Annotated in this window: 17 protein-coding genes; 6 read left to right on the top strand and 11 right to left on the bottom strand. The window is 68.9% G+C overall.

The features are described 5' to 3' along the window. Window positions 1-4: 4 nt before the first annotated feature. From lppU to ACXAID_RS08015, 3 genes are all read right to left on the bottom strand, one after another. On the bottom strand, window positions 5-508 hold the full coding sequence (lppU, locus tag ACXAID_RS08025; protein WP_475021667.1) for an LppU family putative lipoprotein: 504 nt from the start codon (window positions 506-508) through the stop codon (window positions 5-7). 31 nt (window positions 509-539) lie between these two features. After that, entirely contained in the window at window positions 540-809 is a 270-nt protein-coding gene (gene rpsO, locus ACXAID_RS08020) for a 30S ribosomal protein S15 (RefSeq protein ID WP_475021666.1), read from the bottom strand. Window positions 810-956: 147 nt separating this feature from the next. Next, window positions 957-1931, bottom strand: coding sequence for a bifunctional riboflavin kinase/FAD synthetase (locus ACXAID_RS08015; protein WP_475021665.1), 975 nt, complete (start codon window positions 1929-1931; stop codon window positions 957-959). Window positions 1932-2012: 81 nt separating this feature from the next. Here ACXAID_RS08015 and mntR point away from each other — a divergent pair, with 81 nt between their 5' ends. Both mntR and ACXAID_RS08005 read left to right on the top strand, forming a co-directional pair. Next, entirely contained in the window at window positions 2013-2738 is a 726-nt protein-coding gene (mntR, locus tag ACXAID_RS08010; protein ID WP_475021664.1) for a manganese-binding transcriptional regulator MntR, read from the top strand. Window positions 2739-2748: 10 nt separating this feature from the next. Then, window positions 2749-3180: a type II toxin-antitoxin system Rv0910 family toxin gene (locus ACXAID_RS08005; RefSeq protein ID WP_475021663.1), complete on the top strand. Its 432-nt coding sequence runs from the start codon at window positions 2749-2751 to the stop codon at window positions 3178-3180. Window positions 3181-3273: 93 nt separating this feature from the next. Here the strand turns inward: ACXAID_RS08005 and truB are convergent, their stop codons facing one another. The 3 genes from truB to ACXAID_RS07990 are packed head-to-tail and all read right to left on the bottom strand — an operon-like array spanning window position 3274 to window position 5785. Beyond that, complete coding sequence (truB, locus tag ACXAID_RS08000; RefSeq protein WP_475021662.1) at window positions 3274-4164, bottom strand: tRNA pseudouridine(55) synthase TruB; 891 nt, start codon at window positions 4162-4164, stop codon at window positions 3274-3276. After that, entirely contained in the window at window positions 4161-4838 is a 678-nt protein-coding gene (gene pptT, locus ACXAID_RS07995; RefSeq protein ID WP_475021661.1) for a 4'-phosphopantetheinyl transferase PptT, read from the bottom strand. Before pptT ends, truB begins: the two co-directional genes overlap by 4 nt. After that, complete coding sequence (locus tag ACXAID_RS07990) at window positions 4835-5785, bottom strand: metallophosphoesterase family protein (RefSeq protein ID WP_475021660.1); 951 nt, start codon at window positions 5783-5785, stop codon at window positions 4835-4837. Before ACXAID_RS07990 ends, pptT begins: the two co-directional genes overlap by 4 nt. Window positions 5786-5927: 142 nt before the next feature. Here ACXAID_RS07990 and ACXAID_RS07985 point away from each other — a divergent pair, with 142 nt between their 5' ends. Beyond that, a complete protein-coding gene (locus ACXAID_RS07985) occupies window positions 5928-6521 on the top strand; it encodes a DUF3558 domain-containing protein (RefSeq protein ID WP_475021659.1) in 594 nt (197 codons plus the stop codon). Between the two features lies 1 nt (window position 6522). Here the strand turns inward: ACXAID_RS07985 and ACXAID_RS07980 are convergent, their stop codons facing one another. Both ACXAID_RS07980 and ACXAID_RS07975 read right to left on the bottom strand, forming a co-directional pair. Then, complete coding sequence (locus ACXAID_RS07980) at window positions 6523-7587, bottom strand: hypothetical protein (RefSeq protein WP_475021658.1); 1065 nt, start codon at window positions 7585-7587, stop codon at window positions 6523-6525. After that, the gene (locus ACXAID_RS07975; RefSeq protein ID WP_475021686.1) at window positions 7577-8689 is read right to left on the bottom strand and encodes a sulfotransferase family protein; all 1113 of its coding nucleotides are present in this window, start codon (window positions 8687-8689) and stop codon (window positions 7577-7579) included. The genes ACXAID_RS07980 and ACXAID_RS07975 overlap by 11 nt, the downstream gene beginning before the upstream one ends. Before the next feature lie 73 nt (window positions 8690-8762). On the opposite strand from ACXAID_RS07975, the gene ACXAID_RS07970 reads away from it, so the two are divergent. Both ACXAID_RS07970 and ACXAID_RS07965 read left to right on the top strand, forming a co-directional pair. Continuing rightward, the gene (locus tag ACXAID_RS07970; protein WP_475021657.1) at window positions 8763-9383 is read left to right on the top strand and encodes a TetR/AcrR family transcriptional regulator; all 621 of its coding nucleotides are present in this window, start codon (window positions 8763-8765) and stop codon (window positions 9381-9383) included. Window positions 9384-9397: 14 nt separating this feature from the next. Then, the gene (locus ACXAID_RS07965) at window positions 9398-11065 is read left to right on the top strand and encodes a CocE/NonD family hydrolase (protein ID WP_475021656.1); all 1668 of its coding nucleotides are present in this window, start codon (window positions 9398-9400) and stop codon (window positions 11063-11065) included. On the opposite strand, the gene ACXAID_RS07960 is transcribed toward ACXAID_RS07965, so the two are convergent. Together ACXAID_RS07960 and ACXAID_RS07955 are read right to left on the bottom strand one after the other, a co-directional pair. Continuing rightward, window positions 11054-11614, bottom strand: a complete 561-nt coding sequence (locus tag ACXAID_RS07960; protein ID WP_475021655.1) for a DUF1802 family protein — start codon at window positions 11612-11614, stop codon at window positions 11054-11056. The two genes, ACXAID_RS07965 and ACXAID_RS07960, sit on opposite strands and share 12 nt — an antisense overlap. A gap of 1 nt (window position 11615) precedes the next feature. After that, window positions 11616-11882 (bottom strand): DUF2277 domain-containing protein, encoded by a 267-nt coding sequence (locus ACXAID_RS07955; RefSeq protein WP_475021654.1) that lies wholly within the window; start codon window positions 11880-11882, stop codon window positions 11616-11618. Between the two features lie 44 nt (window positions 11883-11926). On the opposite strand from ACXAID_RS07955, the gene ACXAID_RS07950 reads away from it, so the two are divergent. Then, window positions 11927-12694 carry an enoyl-CoA hydratase gene (locus tag ACXAID_RS07950; RefSeq protein WP_475021653.1) on the top strand — a complete coding sequence of 256 codons (768 nt, stop codon included), beginning with the start codon at window positions 11927-11929 and terminating at the stop codon, window positions 12692-12694. An 865-nt stretch (window positions 12695-13559) separates the two neighbouring features. Here ACXAID_RS07950 and ACXAID_RS07945 read toward each other — a convergent pair. Next, a complete protein-coding gene (locus tag ACXAID_RS07945) occupies window positions 13560-13838 on the bottom strand; it encodes a hypothetical protein (RefSeq protein WP_475021652.1) in 279 nt (92 codons plus the stop codon). Window positions 13839-14521: the final 683 nt, after the last annotated feature.

Genomic DNA, 14521 nt, shown 5'->3' with positions numbered 1-14521 from the left:
GGTGTCAGCGCACATCCTCCACACACACCGTGAAGTTGCGTTCCTCGTACGGGTAGCCCACGCCGCTGCCGCACTGGTCGGCGTTGGCCACATCAGCCAGAATCTGGGTCGCGCGCTGGCGCCCGGGGGACCCGGCATCACCGCAATCCACCCGCACCGGTGCACGGTCGCTGTCCGGGTCGATGCTCATGCACTGACCGACCACCCAGTCGATGTCGAGGCACACCGTGGTGCGCGAATCGGAGAACGACCCGCGCATCGAGTAGTACGAATCCACGTCCGACGGGCACTCGTCCGGGCTGTCGACCGAACCGGAGTGCACCGCCACGACTTTGAAGTTCGACTCCGGGGATCCGCAGTCGACTTCGGTCGCTTCGGGGCGGTCCGGCGGCCCGCCGATCTTCAGGCAGTCCCCCACCACCAGGTCGGAGGTCGGGGTCGTCGAGGACGCGCAGCCGGTCACCACGGTCATCGTCGCGACGGACGCCACCACGACCAGGGTTCGCATGACTGGTGCCCGGCGCCGGTGCTGGCTGGAATCAGCGGCGCAGACCGAGGCGGTCGATCAGCGAGCGGTACCGCTCGACGTCGACCTGGGCGACGTACTTCAGCAGCCGACGGCGGCGGCCGACCAGCAGCAGCAGCCCGCGGCGCGAGTGGTGGTCGTGCTTGTGCACCTTGAGGTGTTCGGTCAGGTCGATGATCCGCTTGGTCAGCAGGGCGACCTGCGCCTCCGGCGAGCCGGTGTCGGTGTCATGCAGGCCGTACGAGCCCAGGATGTCTTTTTTCTGTTCGGCAGTGAGCGCCACGAAACAACTCCATCAATTCGGTCCGCGAGCGTGAGAATCCGGATCTGCTCCGGATGGCGCGGCCACCGCGAACTGCAGCGCGCGCCGGGTCGGCAGGCAGTCTAGCAGCGCCGACGGCAACCACCGAATCACGCACCACCCGGCTGCTCAGTGGGCGGACAGGATGGTGCGGGCCCGCTCGGTGTCGGCGCCCATCGCGGCCACCAGATCGTTCACCGAATCGAACTTCTCCTGGCCGCGCAGCCGGGCGACGAAGTCCACGGCGACGTGCTGGCCGTAGAGGTCGGCGGTGGTGTCCAGGACGAACGCCTCGACGGTGCGGGTGCGGCCGGAGAACGTCGGATTGGTGCCCACCGACACCGCGGCCTGATAGCGCTCCCCGGGAATGACGCTGCCGACCACCGGACCGTGCCCGAGCAGGGTGAACCATGCGGCGTACACCCCGTCGGCCGGGATCGCCGAGTACATCGGCGGCGCCACGTTGGCCGTCGGATACCCGAGCACCTTGCCACGGCCGTCACCGCGGACCACCACGCCCTCGACCCGGTGCGGACGGCCCAGCGCCTCGGCCGCGGCCACCATGTCGCCGGCGTCGACGCAGGACCGGATGTAGGTCGAGGAGAACGTCACCGTCTCGTCGCGGTGGTGCTCGGCGACCAGGTTCAGTGAGTCGACGGCGAACCCGAAGCGCTCACCGGCTCTGCGCAGCAACTCGACGTTGCCCGCGGCTTTCTTGCCGAAGGTGAAGTTCTCGCCGACCACCACCTCCACCACGTGCAGCCGCTCGACGAGCAACTCGTGCACGTAGCGCTCCGGGGTCAGCTTCATGAAATCCGTGGTGAACGGCATGACCAGGAAGACGTCGATGCCCATCTCCTCGACCAGCTCGGCGCGCCGCGTCAGCGTGGTCAGCTGCGCCGGGTGGCTGCCGGGGAAGACCACCTCCATCGGGTGCGGGTCGAAGGTCATCAGCACCGACGGCACCCCGCGCGACCGGGCGGCCTTCACCGCGCGACTGATCAGCTCCTGATGCCCGCGGTGGACGCCGTCGAACACGCCGATGGTGACGACACATCGGCCCCAGTCCGTCGGGATCTCCCCCTGGCCTCGCCAGCGCTGCACAGCCGTAGCCTACGACCCGACGTCAACGCCAGCCCAGCAGCACCACCCGGATCAGGTGATGATTGCCTAAACTTTGCAGTTGTGAGTCCTGAGGACAGCCCCGCAGCAGCCGCCGATCTGTCGACGGTCGCGCAGGACTATCTGAAGGTCATCTGGACCGCTCAGGAGTGGTCACACGACAAGGTGAGCACGAAGCTGCTGGCCGAGCGCATCGGCGTGTCGGCCAGCACCGCCTCCGAATCGATCCGCAAGCTCGCCGACCAGGGCCTGGTCGATCACGAGAAGTACGGTGCCGTCACGCTCACCGACACCGGTCGGCGCGCCGCGCTGGCGATGGTGCGCCGGCACCGGCTGATGGAGACGTTCCTGGTGCGGGAGTTGGGCTACAGCTGGGACGAGGTACACGACGAGGCCGAGGTGCTCGAGCACGCGGTCTCCGACCGGATGCTGATGCGAATCGACGCCAAGCTGGGCTACCCGACCCGCGATCCGCACGGCGATCCCATCCCGGCCGCCGACGGTCAGGTGCCCACCCCGCCGGCCCGCCAGCTGTCGGTCTGCCAGAACGGCGACGCCGGCACCGTCGCCCGCATCTCCGACGCCGACCCGGAGATGCTGCGCTACTTCGACACCGTCGGAATCGCCCTGGACGCGCGGCTGCGGGTGGTCGCCCGCCGGGACTTCGCGGGCATGATCTCGGTGGCGGTGCGCCAGCCGGCCCACCCGGGGTCCGGATCAGCCGAACCCGCCGAGACGACGGTGGATCTGGGAAGCCCGGCCGCCGAGGCGATCTGGGTGGTCGCCTAGCATCCGCAACATGGCCAAGCTGGAGTTGTCCCGATCACTGTCACTGCCGGCCGAGCAGGCCTGGGCACACGCGTCGGACCTGTCCACCCTCGGCGATTGGATGACCATGCACCAGGGGTGGCGCTCGGAGCTGCCCGAACAGCTCGAGGTGGGAGCGACCGTGGTAGGTGTCGCCGGGGCCAAGGGCATGCGCAACCGGGTCACCTGGACGGTACGCGAATACGACCCTCCCGCAACGCTGGTGATCAGCGGTGAGGGTGTCGGAGGCACCCGCTACAAGCTGTCGATGAAGGTCGCCTCCAGCGCTGCGGGCTGCACGTTCACGGTGCGGATGGACCTGGGCGGGGCGCCGTTGTTCGGTCCCATCGGTTCGGCGGCGGTGCGCGCGGTCAAGGGTGATATCGACAAGTCCATCAGGGAATTCGAGCGGCTCTACGCCTAGCGTCACACCGCACCCCGCGTTGCGCCGAATGTCCGCTTTCTGACGAGAATCTCGCGAAATCCATCAGAACCCGGACGCTCGGCGACGCGCACGCTAGAGCGTGGCGGGACGGATCACCACGACCGACTTCGTCCGCGATCCCGCGTCTTCCAGCAGCGCCATGACGCGGCCGTCCGGGGCGGTCGCCGCGTAGACGCCGTCGGCACCGAGCGGGCTCAACGGCCTGCCGTGGCTTGCGTCGACAGCCTCGGCTTCGGTCAGCTCCCGCCGCGGAAAGGCCCGCAGGCACGCCTCGTCGAGGGTGTAGGACAGGTCGGCGGAATCGGCCAACTGTTCGAGGGTGCGGGCCTGGTCCAGGCCGAACCCACCGACCCGGGTGCGCCGCAGCGCGGTCAGGTGGCCACCGACGCCGAGCGCGGCACCGACGTCGCGCGCCAGCGCCCGGATGTAGGTGCCGCTGGAACAGTCGACCTCGACGGCGACATCGACCACCTCGCCGGCGTGACGCACCGCGAGCACATCGAACCGGTCGATGCGCACCCGGCGCGCCGCCAGTTCGGGGGCCTGGCCGTCACGGACCAGCTGGTAGGCCCGCTTGCCGTCGACCTTGATCGCGCTGACGGCCGAGGGCACCTGGTCGATGTCGCCGCGCAGCGGGGCGATGGCCGCCTCGATCTGCTCCGCGGTCACCGCCGCAGCCGAAACGCTGTGCACCACTTCACCTTCGGCGTCCTCGGTGGTCGTGGTCCGACCGAGCCGGATCGTCGCCGCATACGCCTTGTCGGTGGCGGTGAGCAGGCCGAGGATCTTTGTGGCACGTTCGATTCCGACGACGAGCACCCCGGTGGCCATCGGGTCGAGCGTTCCCGCGTGCCCCACCTTGCGGGTGCCGAACAGCCGCCGACACCGGCCGACCACGTCGTGGCTGGTCATCCCGACCGGCTTGTCGACGATCACCAGGCCCGGGTCCGGCGCACCGCTCACAGCACGATCGCCGTCAGCGCGATGCCGTCGCGCACCGACCAGCGCCCCGACAGCGCCGCCAGCGGCGGACCCGACAGCGCGGCCGGGTCGATCAGGATCTCCGAGGTGAACGTCCCGGCCTGGCCCGAGCCGTCGACGCCGAACCGGATGTGCGCGTCCTCGAATCCCAGCCAGCGCCGGGTGAGCGGATACCACGCCTTGTAGGTGGCCTCCTTGGCGCAGAACAGCACCCGGTCCCAGTGCACGGCCGCGGGCAGGCGACCGAGTTCGTGCCGCTCGACCGGCAGGCTGATGGCCTCCAGCACACCGTCGGGCAGCACATCGTGGGGTTCGGCGTCGATGCCGACCGACCGGACATGCGCGCTGCGGCCCACCGCGGCCCCCCGGAAGCCGCTGCAGTGGGTCAGGCTGCCGACGACGCCGTCGGGCCAGCACGGCTCGCCCTTCTCGCCCTTGAGGATCGGCACCGGCGCGACACCGAGGTCGGCCAGCGCCAACCGCGCGCAGTGGCGCACCGTGACGAACTCGTTGCGCCGCTTGGCCACCGACTTCGCGATCAACGGCTCTTCTTCGGGCAGCGGCGCCAGGTCGGCGGGGTCGGCGTAGAGCTCGGCGGCGGCCAGCGCGCCGGTCGAGCCTTGCAGCACCCCGGCAAGCAGGGCCGCTGCGGTCATGCCCGCCTGCTCGTGATCCGCTGCTGCACCTTGGCGGCGTGCTCGCGCATCTCCTGGGTGATCTCGAAATGGCCGCCGAACTCGTTGAGATAGCCGGGCGCGTACTTCGGGTCCGGCAGGATCTGCCGCAGCCAGCGGTAGGGACGGCGGCGGCGCCACTCCCGGGGATAGCCGACCGACACCTCTTCGAAGCGCACACCGTCATACCAGGTGGTGCGCGGAATGTGCAGGTGCCCGTACACCGAGCACACGGCGTTGTACCGGGTGTGCCAGTCCGCGGTCGCGGTGGTGCCGCACCACAGCGCGAACTCCGGGTAGAACATCGCGTCGCAGGGTTCGCGCACCATCGGGAAATGGTTGATCTGCACCGTCGGCATCATCCAGTCCAGATCCTCGAGCCGCTTGCGGGTGTAGGCCAGCCGCTCCCGGCACCACGCGTCGCGGGTCGAGTAGGGCTCGGCCGAGAGCAGATACTCGTCGGTGCCGACGATGTTGCGCTCCTTGGCGATCGCCAGCCCCTCGGCCTTCGTTCCGGCGCCGTGGGGCAGGAACGAGTAGTCGTAGAGCAGGAACATCGGCACGATGGTCGCGGGCCCACCCTCCTCGGTCCACACCGGATAGGGGTGTTCGGGGGTCAGCACACCCATCTCGTCGCACATGTTGACGAGGTAGTCGTAGCGCGACTTGCCGAAGATCTGCATCGGGTCGCGGTTGGTCGTCCACAGCTCGTGGTTGCCGGGCACCCAGATCACCTTGGCGAACCGCTTGCGCAGCAGGTCCAGTGCCCAGCGGATCTCGTCGGTGCGTTCGGCGACGTCGCCGGCCACGATCAGCCAGTCGTCGGGTGAGGCTGGGTGCAGCGACTCGGCCACGGGCTTGTTGCCGGTGTGTCCGGTGTGGAGGTCGCTGACCGCCCACAGCGTCGGACGTCGGTCGTCACTGGTCACAACAGACCAGCCTACTGGTGCGCTGAACCGTCGCTCACCCGGCAACTAGAACGTGTTCTAGGTATCGCGTCCGGCGGCCCGCCCCGGCCGCTACACTCCCCGCAGGGCCGGACGATCCGAGCAACAACCTCGAGGGGGTGCGATGGTCGCCAAGCTGCGACTGTTCTCGGCGCTGTGCGCGCTGGTCGCGGCGGTGGTGGTGGTGTGGCAGACGACGCCGCCCGGCCCGGTGGGCGCCGATCGGGTCGACCTGCGCTCGACCGGGGCCCCGCTGCCGAACGTGCCCAACGTGTCCACGACGATCAAGTATCCGGTGGTCGACGTCGTCGACCCCGACCCGTTCGATCCGTGCCGCGACATCCCGCTCGACGTCGTGCAGGGCATCGGCCTGGCGCACACCCCGCCCACCCCTGAGAACAGCCTGCGCTGCAAATACGACGCCGGGAACTACCAGATGGCCGTCCAGCCGTTCGTGTGGCGCAGCTACGAGGAGACGCTGCCGGCCGACGCCGTCGAACTCGACATCAACGGCCACCGCGCGGCGCAGTACTGGGTGATGAAACCCACCGACTGGAACAACCGGTGGTGGATCACCTGCATGGTGGCGTTCAAGACCAGCTACGGGGTCATCCAGCAGTCGCTGTTCTACTCGCCGATCTACTCCGAACCGGACCCGGACTGCATGCAGACCAATCTGCAGCGCGCCCACGAACTGAGCCCGCACTACATCTACTGATTCAGTCCCGGGTGATCCGGTCCATCGGGCTGGACCGCTCCAGCATGCCGATCGCCTCCTCGCCGTCCCAGCGGTAGCGCACCCCGGCCTGCTGCAACGCCGGGAAGGACCAGTTGGCCATCTTGGCCAGCACGTCGGCGGGCACCTCGCTGGGGTCGGTGATGTCGTGGGTCGACACCACGGTCTCCCCCGCGATGTTCACCGTCCCGCGGCCGGTCTCCAGGACCAGGGAGACGTCCTCGCCCACCGGCCGCAACCTGGTCAGCCACGGGGCGCTGACAACCCGGGCCGGGATCAGCTCGCCGGCGCCGTCGTAGAGGTAGCCCTCGTTGAACGCCGGCTCACCGTTGGGGCGCGGCGGGTAGGCGATGTAGCCGAACGCCCGGCCGCTGGCGAACAGCGCCGACTGCCAGCAATGCCCCCAGAAACCCTCCAGCTTGCGCACTCCCTGGCGCCGGATCCGCAAACCGCTCCCGGTGAAGTCGTGACGGTGCCCGTCCACCTCCACCGATCCGGCCGCCCGGAACAGTTGCTCGTAGCGGGGACCGCCCATCAGGTCACCCACCAACGAGGTGCGCAACTGGGTGTCGGCGTCGGCCTGCAACGCCCCCTGTACCCAGGGCGGCACCGCCATCGTGGCCTCCACCTCGAAACGCAGATCCACCGTCGGGCCGTCCTTGCGGCCGGCGATCAGATCGGTCGACGACGTCTGGGTCGCCCGCCCGTCGAAGGCGACGCGCCACATCTCGAACGGCTCGACGCAGGTGAACGCCAGCGGACCCGCGCCCAGCACCCGGGGGCGGCCATCGGCGTCGAACGGCGAGCGGGCGGCGGCGTCCTCGCGCAGGCGGAAGACCCGGCCGTCGCCGAACGCGACGTTGATCTGCATCTGGTGGGCGTCCCAGTTCGCGGCCAGCGCTTCGATCCCGATGCGCGGCAGACCGAGCGTTCCGTCGTCGTCGAACACCCAGAAGCTCACCGAGTCGCGCATCTCCGGGTCGTCGGGGCGCTCGGCGAAGACGTCTTCGCGGGTCAGGTCGATTCCGCCGGTCAGGTCAGTGCGCATCCGGGCTCCTCAGATAGGTGGTCACATAGCGGGCGAACCTGGGCCTGACCGCGTCGAGATCCAGGCCGAACGCCTGCGGTTCGGCCTTGGGGCGCGGTTCGCGGTTGTCGGCGTTGGCCCTCCACCAGGCCCGCATCCGGCACTCGAACTCCTCGGTCACGGGTTCGCCGAGCCACCCGTACAGCCGCCGCACCTGCCCGACCGGGTCCTGCTGCATGGCCCGGAAGTCGATGTCGTGGAAGCGCCGGTCGCCGTCGCGGGCGCGGAAGGCCAGCGTGCGCTGGACCCCGGCCGACCACTGGGTCACGTTGAGTTCGCCGAGGTAGTGCAGGTCGACGTCATCGCTGAACCCTCCGACGATGTCGGCGTAGACGTCGCACACCGAGAGCATCACGTCGGTCGGGTCGCGGTGGGTCATCACGAAGCGCGCATCCGGGAAGACCCGGTCGAGGTGCTCCAGCGAGAGCATGTGGGCGGGCGATTTGAGCCGCCACGGCTTGGTGGGCGCACCCCACTGCAACAACTTGAGCACCCGGCGCTGGTAGCGGTAGGTGGGCTCGAAGTCGGCACGTTCGAGCAGCCATTGCGAGTAGGACGGCACCTGGGCGAAGGCCTGGAAGATCTGCGAGGTGAAGTCCAGCGCCATCAGGTCCAGGCACTCCATCGGCCCCTGCACGTCGTTGGGGACGTGGTGTCTGCTGCCGACGATGACCGGCCGCTGATCGGGAGGAATCCGGGGGTCCACCCCGGGCACCGTCGACGGCGGCGGGCAGGGTTGCCCGGACTCCCAGCTACGCAGGTACCGGATGCCGGGGTCCTGGGCCAGCAGGAACGACAGCGCCGTGGATCCGGTGCGGGGCAGCCCGAGCCCGAACAGCGGCGCGGTGATCTGCTCGTCCTCGATCTCGGGATGGCGAGCGAACCAGTCCTCGACCTGCAACCGCTGGCACAGGTGGCCGGTGATGCGCTCGTAGATGTAGGCCTCACCGCGGGCGTTGAGCCGGGCCTCGTCCCCGAGCGCGCGTACCAGGATGTCCAGGCCCTCCCGGAACGAGTCGGGGCCGAAGTCGTCGAGCCCCGTCTGCGCGACCGCGGCCGCCATCAACTCGCCCGCGCGGCCCGACCCAACCACGGTGCACCTCCCGCCACTTTCGTGACAGTAAACTGTCACGATTATGGCCGAGACGTCAATCCCCGCCAAGCGCAGCTACGACAACCGCGCCCGCCGCGAGAAGGCCGCCCGGACCCGCGAGCGCATCGTCGACGCCGCCAGCGAGCTGGTCCATGAATTCGACAACTGGGACTGGCGGGAACTGACCTTCCGGGCGGTCGCCGTCCGGGCCGGGGTCGGCGAGCGGACCGTCTACCGCCACTTCCCCTCCGAGCGGGTGCTGCACGACGCGGTGATGCAGCGCCTCGAACACGACGCCGGCATCACCTACGAGGACGTCGACCTGGGCAACCTCGACCAGGTGACCGGCCGCGTGTTCGAGGCCCTGCAACGCTTTTCGGTGCGGCAATCCGTCGAACACACCCACGACCCCACCTTCGCCTCCGTCGAGGCGCGCCGGCGGGCGGCGCTGCGCCGGTCGGTTCGCAGCGCGGCGCCGCACTGGCCCGAGACCGAACAGCGGATGGCCGCGGGCCTGCTCGACGTGTTGTGGCACGTGCCCGCCTATGAGCGGTTGGCCGGGGCGTGGGGCCTCGACGGACCCGACGCCACCCGCGCGATCAGCTGGCTGATGGGAAAAGTGGTGCAGGCGCTCGACGACGACGAGCCGCCGTTCGCCCGATGAGTAGCCTGGCGACAATGAGCGCTGTTCGGAACGCCGTGACCCCCGCATCGCCGTCCCGGCCGGGTGTCGCCGGACGGATACTCAGTGGCCTGCTGGGGGTGCCGCCGCCGACGACCGGGGTAACGGTGCACCGAGGGCTACGGGTGCCGATGCGCGACGGGGTCGACCTCGTCGCCGACCACTACCAGCCCCGCTCCGGCCCGGCCGCCGGCACCCTGCTGGTTCGCGGACCCTATGGGCGCGGTTTCCCGTTCGCCGCCGCGTTCGGTTCGGTGTATGCCGCCCGCGGATACCACGTGCTGGTCCAGAGTGTGCGGGGCACGTTCGGCTCCGGCGGCGAGTTCTCCCCGATGATCTACGAGATCGAGGACGGCGCCGACACGGTCGCCTGGCTGCGTGAGCAACCGTGGTTCACCGGGACCTTCGGCACGGTCGGGCTGTCCTATCTGGGCTTCACCCAGTGGGCGTTGCTGACCGAACCGCCACCGGAGATGAAGGCAGCGGTGATCACCGTCGGGCCCCATGATGTCAGCGGGCCGCGCTGGGGCACCGGGTCGTTCGGGCTCAACGACTTCCTCGGTTGGAGCGACCTGGTCGCCCACCAGGAGGATCCCAACCGGCTGCTGACGCTGCTCAAGCAGGCGCGCGCGCAGCGTCGGGTCACCCGGGCGTCCTACGGGCTGCCGCTGGCCGAGGCGAGCCGCGAGATGCTCGGCGACGGCGCGCTGTGGTTCGAGTCCTGGCTGGACCATCCGCACCCGGAGGACCCGTTCTGGAACCGCCTGCACCTTCGGGATGCGTTGGAGGACCACGATGTTCCGGTGCTTCTGCTGTCCGGCTGGCAGGACCTGTTCCTCGAGCAGACCCTGGCCCAGTTCGCCCGGCTGCGCAGCAGAGGCGTCCCGGTGGGCCTCACCGTCGGCCCGTGGACGCACGGCCAGATGATGACCAAGGGGGCGTCCACGGTGATCGGGGAATCCCTGGACTGGCTCGGCACCCACCTGGGCGGCGAGCCCCCGCAGCGACGGACGCCGGTGCGGGTGCACCTGAGCGGGCGGGGCTGGCTCGATCTGGACGACTGGCCGCCGCCGATGCCCGAGCAGGTGCGCTACCTGCACCCGGGCGCCGAGCTGACCGACGCGCCGCCGCAGCCCGCCGGCGAGAAGGTGTTCGTCTACAACCCCGCCGACCCGACCCCGACCCTCGGCGGACGGCTGCTCTCGCCGGTCGGCGGCTACCGCGACGACACCGCGCTGGCCCGCCGGGCCGATGTCGCGACCTTCACCGGCGATCCGTTGCCGGCCGACCTGTATGTCGTCGGTACGCCGGTGCTCGAGTTGTCGCACTCGTGCGCCAACCCGCACAACGACCTGTTCGTCCGGGTCAGCCAGGTCGACGCCGACGGCCGCTCACGCAACATCAGCGACGGCTACCAGGCCTGCGCGCCCGATTCGGGTGTGGTGCGCATCGATCTCGACGCGATCGCGCACACGTTCCCGGCCGGCAGCCGGCTGCGGGTGCTGGTGGCCGGCGGGTCACACCCGCGATTCGTCCGCAACCTGGGCACCGGCGAACCGACCGGCACCGGCACCTCGCTGGCGACCGCACGCCACACCGTGCACCTCGACGGCGACTCGAGGCTGATCCTGCCTGCCGACGACCAGCCCCCGTCAGGACACTGAGCGGCGGACCTGTTCGGCGATGCGCTCCAGGGCGGCGTCGTCGTGCACCGGATCGGCCCACTGTGGATGCACCGGGAGCTGCACCCAGCTCGAGCAGCCCCGGTAGTCCGGAGTACGTCGCAGCCGCACCGGCTCGCTCAGCGCCGCCGCGGAGACCACCAACACCGTCAGCAGGTGCCGCGGGCGAAAGTCCAGCCGGTCGGCGCGCACCGACTCATCGGTCCAGATATGCAGCGGCGCAAGCTTTTCCAGATTCTGCGGCCGGGCCACCTCGATGGCGTCGACCACCCGCGCCCCGGCCCGCAGCACCACCTCGGTCTCGGTGCTGTCGGCGGCGGCATCGGCGAGGAGGTCACGGTGCTCGGGCCGGACCCGCTCGGCGTGGCTGTGCGCCACCGTCGGGAACAGCAGGAACCGCGAAGACGCGACCTCGAACCGTTTCTCGTGGATACCGCCCTTGCGCAGCAACACCGTCTGCCTGCCGTCGAGCAGCGCGTGGATCGCCGCGCTCCACTCCTTGAGCGCCGGCTGGGTCAGGGTGTGCGTCAACTCAGCTCAGCCCCAGCCGGGCCCGCACCTCGGGCCGGCGCAGCGGCGGCACCGTCCTAGGTGGTTGCCGGCGCGGCGCCAGCCCGGACAGCAGCCGCTCGGTGGATGCGGTGATCTCGGCGACCGCGATCTCGAACGCATCGACGTTGCCCCCGGATGGCCGTGTCAGCCCGCTGACCTTGCGAACGTACTGGCGCGCGGCGGCCGCGATCTCCTCGGCGGTGGCCTCCGGTTCCAGGCCGCGCAGTTCGGTGATGTTTCGGCACATGACCTCCACGATAGGCGCTTGACGGGTGTCGATACGGTGAGCAGATGAGCGATGCCGCCACCCCTGACGTTCTGCTGGTCGACACCGCGGACCGGATCCGCACCCTGACCCTGAACCGGCCCGGCTCGCGCAACGCGTTGTCGGTGGCGTTGCGGACCCGGTTGTTCGCCGCGCTGCGCGAGGCGCAGGCCGACGACGACGTCGACGTCGTCATCCTCACCGGCGCCGACCCGGTGTTCTGCGCCGGACTGGACCTCAAGGAGCTCGGAGACACCACCGAACTGCCCGACATCTCGCCGAAGTGGCCGCCGATGACCAAGCCGGTGATCGGCGCCATCAACGGCGCCGCGGTCACCGGCGGTCTGGAGATCGCGTTGTACTGCGACATCCTGATCGCCTCCGAGCAGGCCCGCTTCGCCGACACCCACGCCCGGGTCGGGCTGCTGCCGACCTGGGGACTCTCGGTGCGCCTGCCGCAGAAGGTCGGGGTCGGGATGGCGCGGCGGATGAGCATGACCGGCGACTACCTGTCCGCCGAGGAAGCCCTGCGCTGCGGGCTGGTCACCCAGGTGGTCCCGCACGCCGAACTGCTGACCGCCGCGCGCGGCATCGCGACCTCGATCGTCGGCAACAACCAGAAGGCGGTCCGGGCGTTGCTGGGGTCCTACCACCAGATCGACGAGGCGCAGCACGCTGCCGCGTTATGGCAGGAGGCGGCAGCCGCGCGCGAGTGGATGAAGAGCACCAGCGGCGACGACATCGCCGCCAGCCGCAGCGGAGTCATGGAGCGGGGCCGCGGCCAGGTCCGCTGAGCCGCCAATCCCCCACTGCGTCCCACCACGACTGCCTGAAGGGCCGGCTGGCCCACTCGATTGGACTGCTCGTTGAGTTGACTCCGAGAATACGACAGCCTCGTGCCAGTGCGCTGGTACCGAATACCGCTCGGTGGCCCTGTTGGACTGTTCCGACCGCTTCCAGCCGTGGTTATTCGTGCTGAGGGATCGAATTGGCCGATCCCAGAGCGTTCGTCGAACGCTACGGCGCTGAGATGACCGAGACAGCTATGGTGACGCCCGGCGTTGTAGAAGTGTCGATGCAATCGACCCATGGTGGTGGCGGGCTCAAGGATGGTTGTCCAATACAAGTATGTTGAGCAGCTCGAACTACAATCACGACCAGGATGACTCCGTGGTGACGTTGTCTACGAAGTTGGCCACGGTGCGATTCGAGCCCAGAAGTCACCACCGCCACATTTCCCGAGGCCACGGAACGTGAACCGCGTACCAAGACCTTCACGCAGAAGCGTTGAGCCGCTGCATTTTCAGCTGTCGACGACCATGTTGGCCCGGTTGCAGACAAGGGCTGCATCAGCGCGGTGGTCGAAAAGGTGTGGGCCGCAACCATCCGGAAAACCTGTCGAGGATCACGCAGCAGTGCAAGGTGCCACCTCGGCGCGTTCGGTAGTATCGGTACACCATAGTTGGTCGGGCTCGGTGACGGTGAACCGACGATTGACCAGACTGCCACGCGATCGCTGGTGAATCTGCGTGATTGTCTCAGCGGCGATCAACCGCCCCACGTCACGGTCTGCAATCGGACGCCACCGGTGGTATCGCAGCAGCCATCGCGCTAGTCCGGCCATCCGACGGATGGGTCGAGCTGATTGGCCTCAGGCCATCAGACCTCAGCGATCGCGCATCGACGTTCTGAGCGCACCACCGGCCCTTTGTCGAACAATTCGCAAGCGTCGCGGACCAACAGCGGCTCGACCTCGAGTTGGGCGATGCACCTGCGAGTGACCGTCAGCTCGCCGGCCTCCACGCCCGGACCAACCGCGATGGCACCGCTGTCGATCAGGTCCTGATGCTTTGAGCGGAAGCAGGGTCGCCTGGCAGACTCCAGTCCCGGCAGCAGCCTCGGGCACCGGTTCGCCTGATCGCAGTCGAGCGACGGCATGCCGACGCACCGGCGGCGAGCACTGACTGGGCACGAGACCCCGATGATCACTCGGTCCTCGGCTCGCACAACCGTGAACAAACGACACGGGTACAGATTGTCGGCATGGACGACTGCGAGGGCCTCACCTCACATCGTTCACCGACTTTGTGGTCAGACTGTGCAGCACAACCGAAGCCCTGTCCTACTCCTCTTGTAGTACCTGACACTTGCCACGATGGGACGACGACACGGACACGTCAGCACGGCAAGCTGACGAGCATGAAAAACTCAGCGATCTCCACAGTGAGCCGAGTTACCAAAGCCCACAGTCCTCCCAAATTCAACGTGCCCCCGAAACCGCGCAGAGCTGTATGCACGTTGCTCCACACTGCAGCGCAGGCTACTTCGGCTCGATGCGGAGAGCCCAGAGACGGCGAATGCCGCCTCACGGCCGGCACCAAGCCGATAGACCGAGTGCAGCTCGGCCACCTTCCCGCACGCCGCGACTTCGGATGCAGCGGCCCAAGGCATTGCTGGGCTTAGACTTTCGACTCGCACCAGCCCATGCTCACGCCGACGATGGTCGATCCTGCGCACCGACGTACGTAGCGCCCGCGGCCAGTCGGCCGAAGTGCGGGTTACGGAGGCGTTGCCAAGTGTTTTCTGTGTCAAAAGAACTAGACCAACCGAGATTGACATCG

Source organism: Mycobacterium sp. ABE4_509, assembly GCF_056160785.1.
Note: the sequence above shows the minus strand (reverse complement) of the source record. Positions and strands in the feature narration are given on the sequence as shown.

What these genes read in the sequence shown, in the direction of transcription:
- ACXAID_RS08005 (WP_475021663.1), top strand. Translation starts at nt 2,749, where the DNA reads ATGGCCAAGCTGGAGTTGTCCCGATCACTGTCACTGCCGGCCGAGCAG.
- ACXAID_RS07985 (WP_475021659.1), top strand. Translation starts at nt 5,928, where the DNA reads ATGGTCGCCAAGCTGCGACTGTTCTCGGCGCTGTGCGCGCTGGTCGCG.
- ACXAID_RS07945 (WP_475021652.1), bottom strand. Translation starts at nt 13,838, where the DNA reads ATGCCGTCGCTCGACTGCGATCAGGCGAACCGGTGCCCGAGGCTGCTG.
- ACXAID_RS07980 (WP_475021658.1), bottom strand. Translation starts at nt 7,587, where the DNA reads ATGCGCACTGACCTGACCGGCGGAATCGACCTGACCCGCGAAGACGTC.
- ACXAID_RS07955 (WP_475021654.1), bottom strand. Translation starts at nt 11,882, where the DNA reads ATGTGCCGAAACATCACCGAACTGCGCGGCCTGGAACCGGAGGCCACC.
- pptT (WP_475021661.1), bottom strand. Translation starts at nt 4,838, where the DNA reads ATGACCGCAGCGGCCCTGCTTGCCGGGGTGCTGCAAGGCTCGACCGGC.
- lppU (WP_475021667.1), bottom strand. Translation starts at nt 508, where the DNA reads ATGCGAACCCTGGTCGTGGTGGCGTCCGTCGCGACGATGACCGTGGTG.
- ACXAID_RS07975 (WP_475021686.1), bottom strand. Translation starts at nt 8,689, where the DNA reads ATGGCGGCCGCGGTCGCGCAGACGGGGCTCGACGACTTCGGCCCCGAC.
- ACXAID_RS07970 (WP_475021657.1), top strand. Translation starts at nt 8,763, where the DNA reads ATGGCCGAGACGTCAATCCCCGCCAAGCGCAGCTACGACAACCGCGCC.
- ACXAID_RS07965 (WP_475021656.1), top strand. Translation starts at nt 9,398, where the DNA reads ATGAGCGCTGTTCGGAACGCCGTGACCCCCGCATCGCCGTCCCGGCCG.
- ACXAID_RS07950 (WP_475021653.1), top strand. Translation starts at nt 11,927, where the DNA reads ATGAGCGATGCCGCCACCCCTGACGTTCTGCTGGTCGACACCGCGGAC.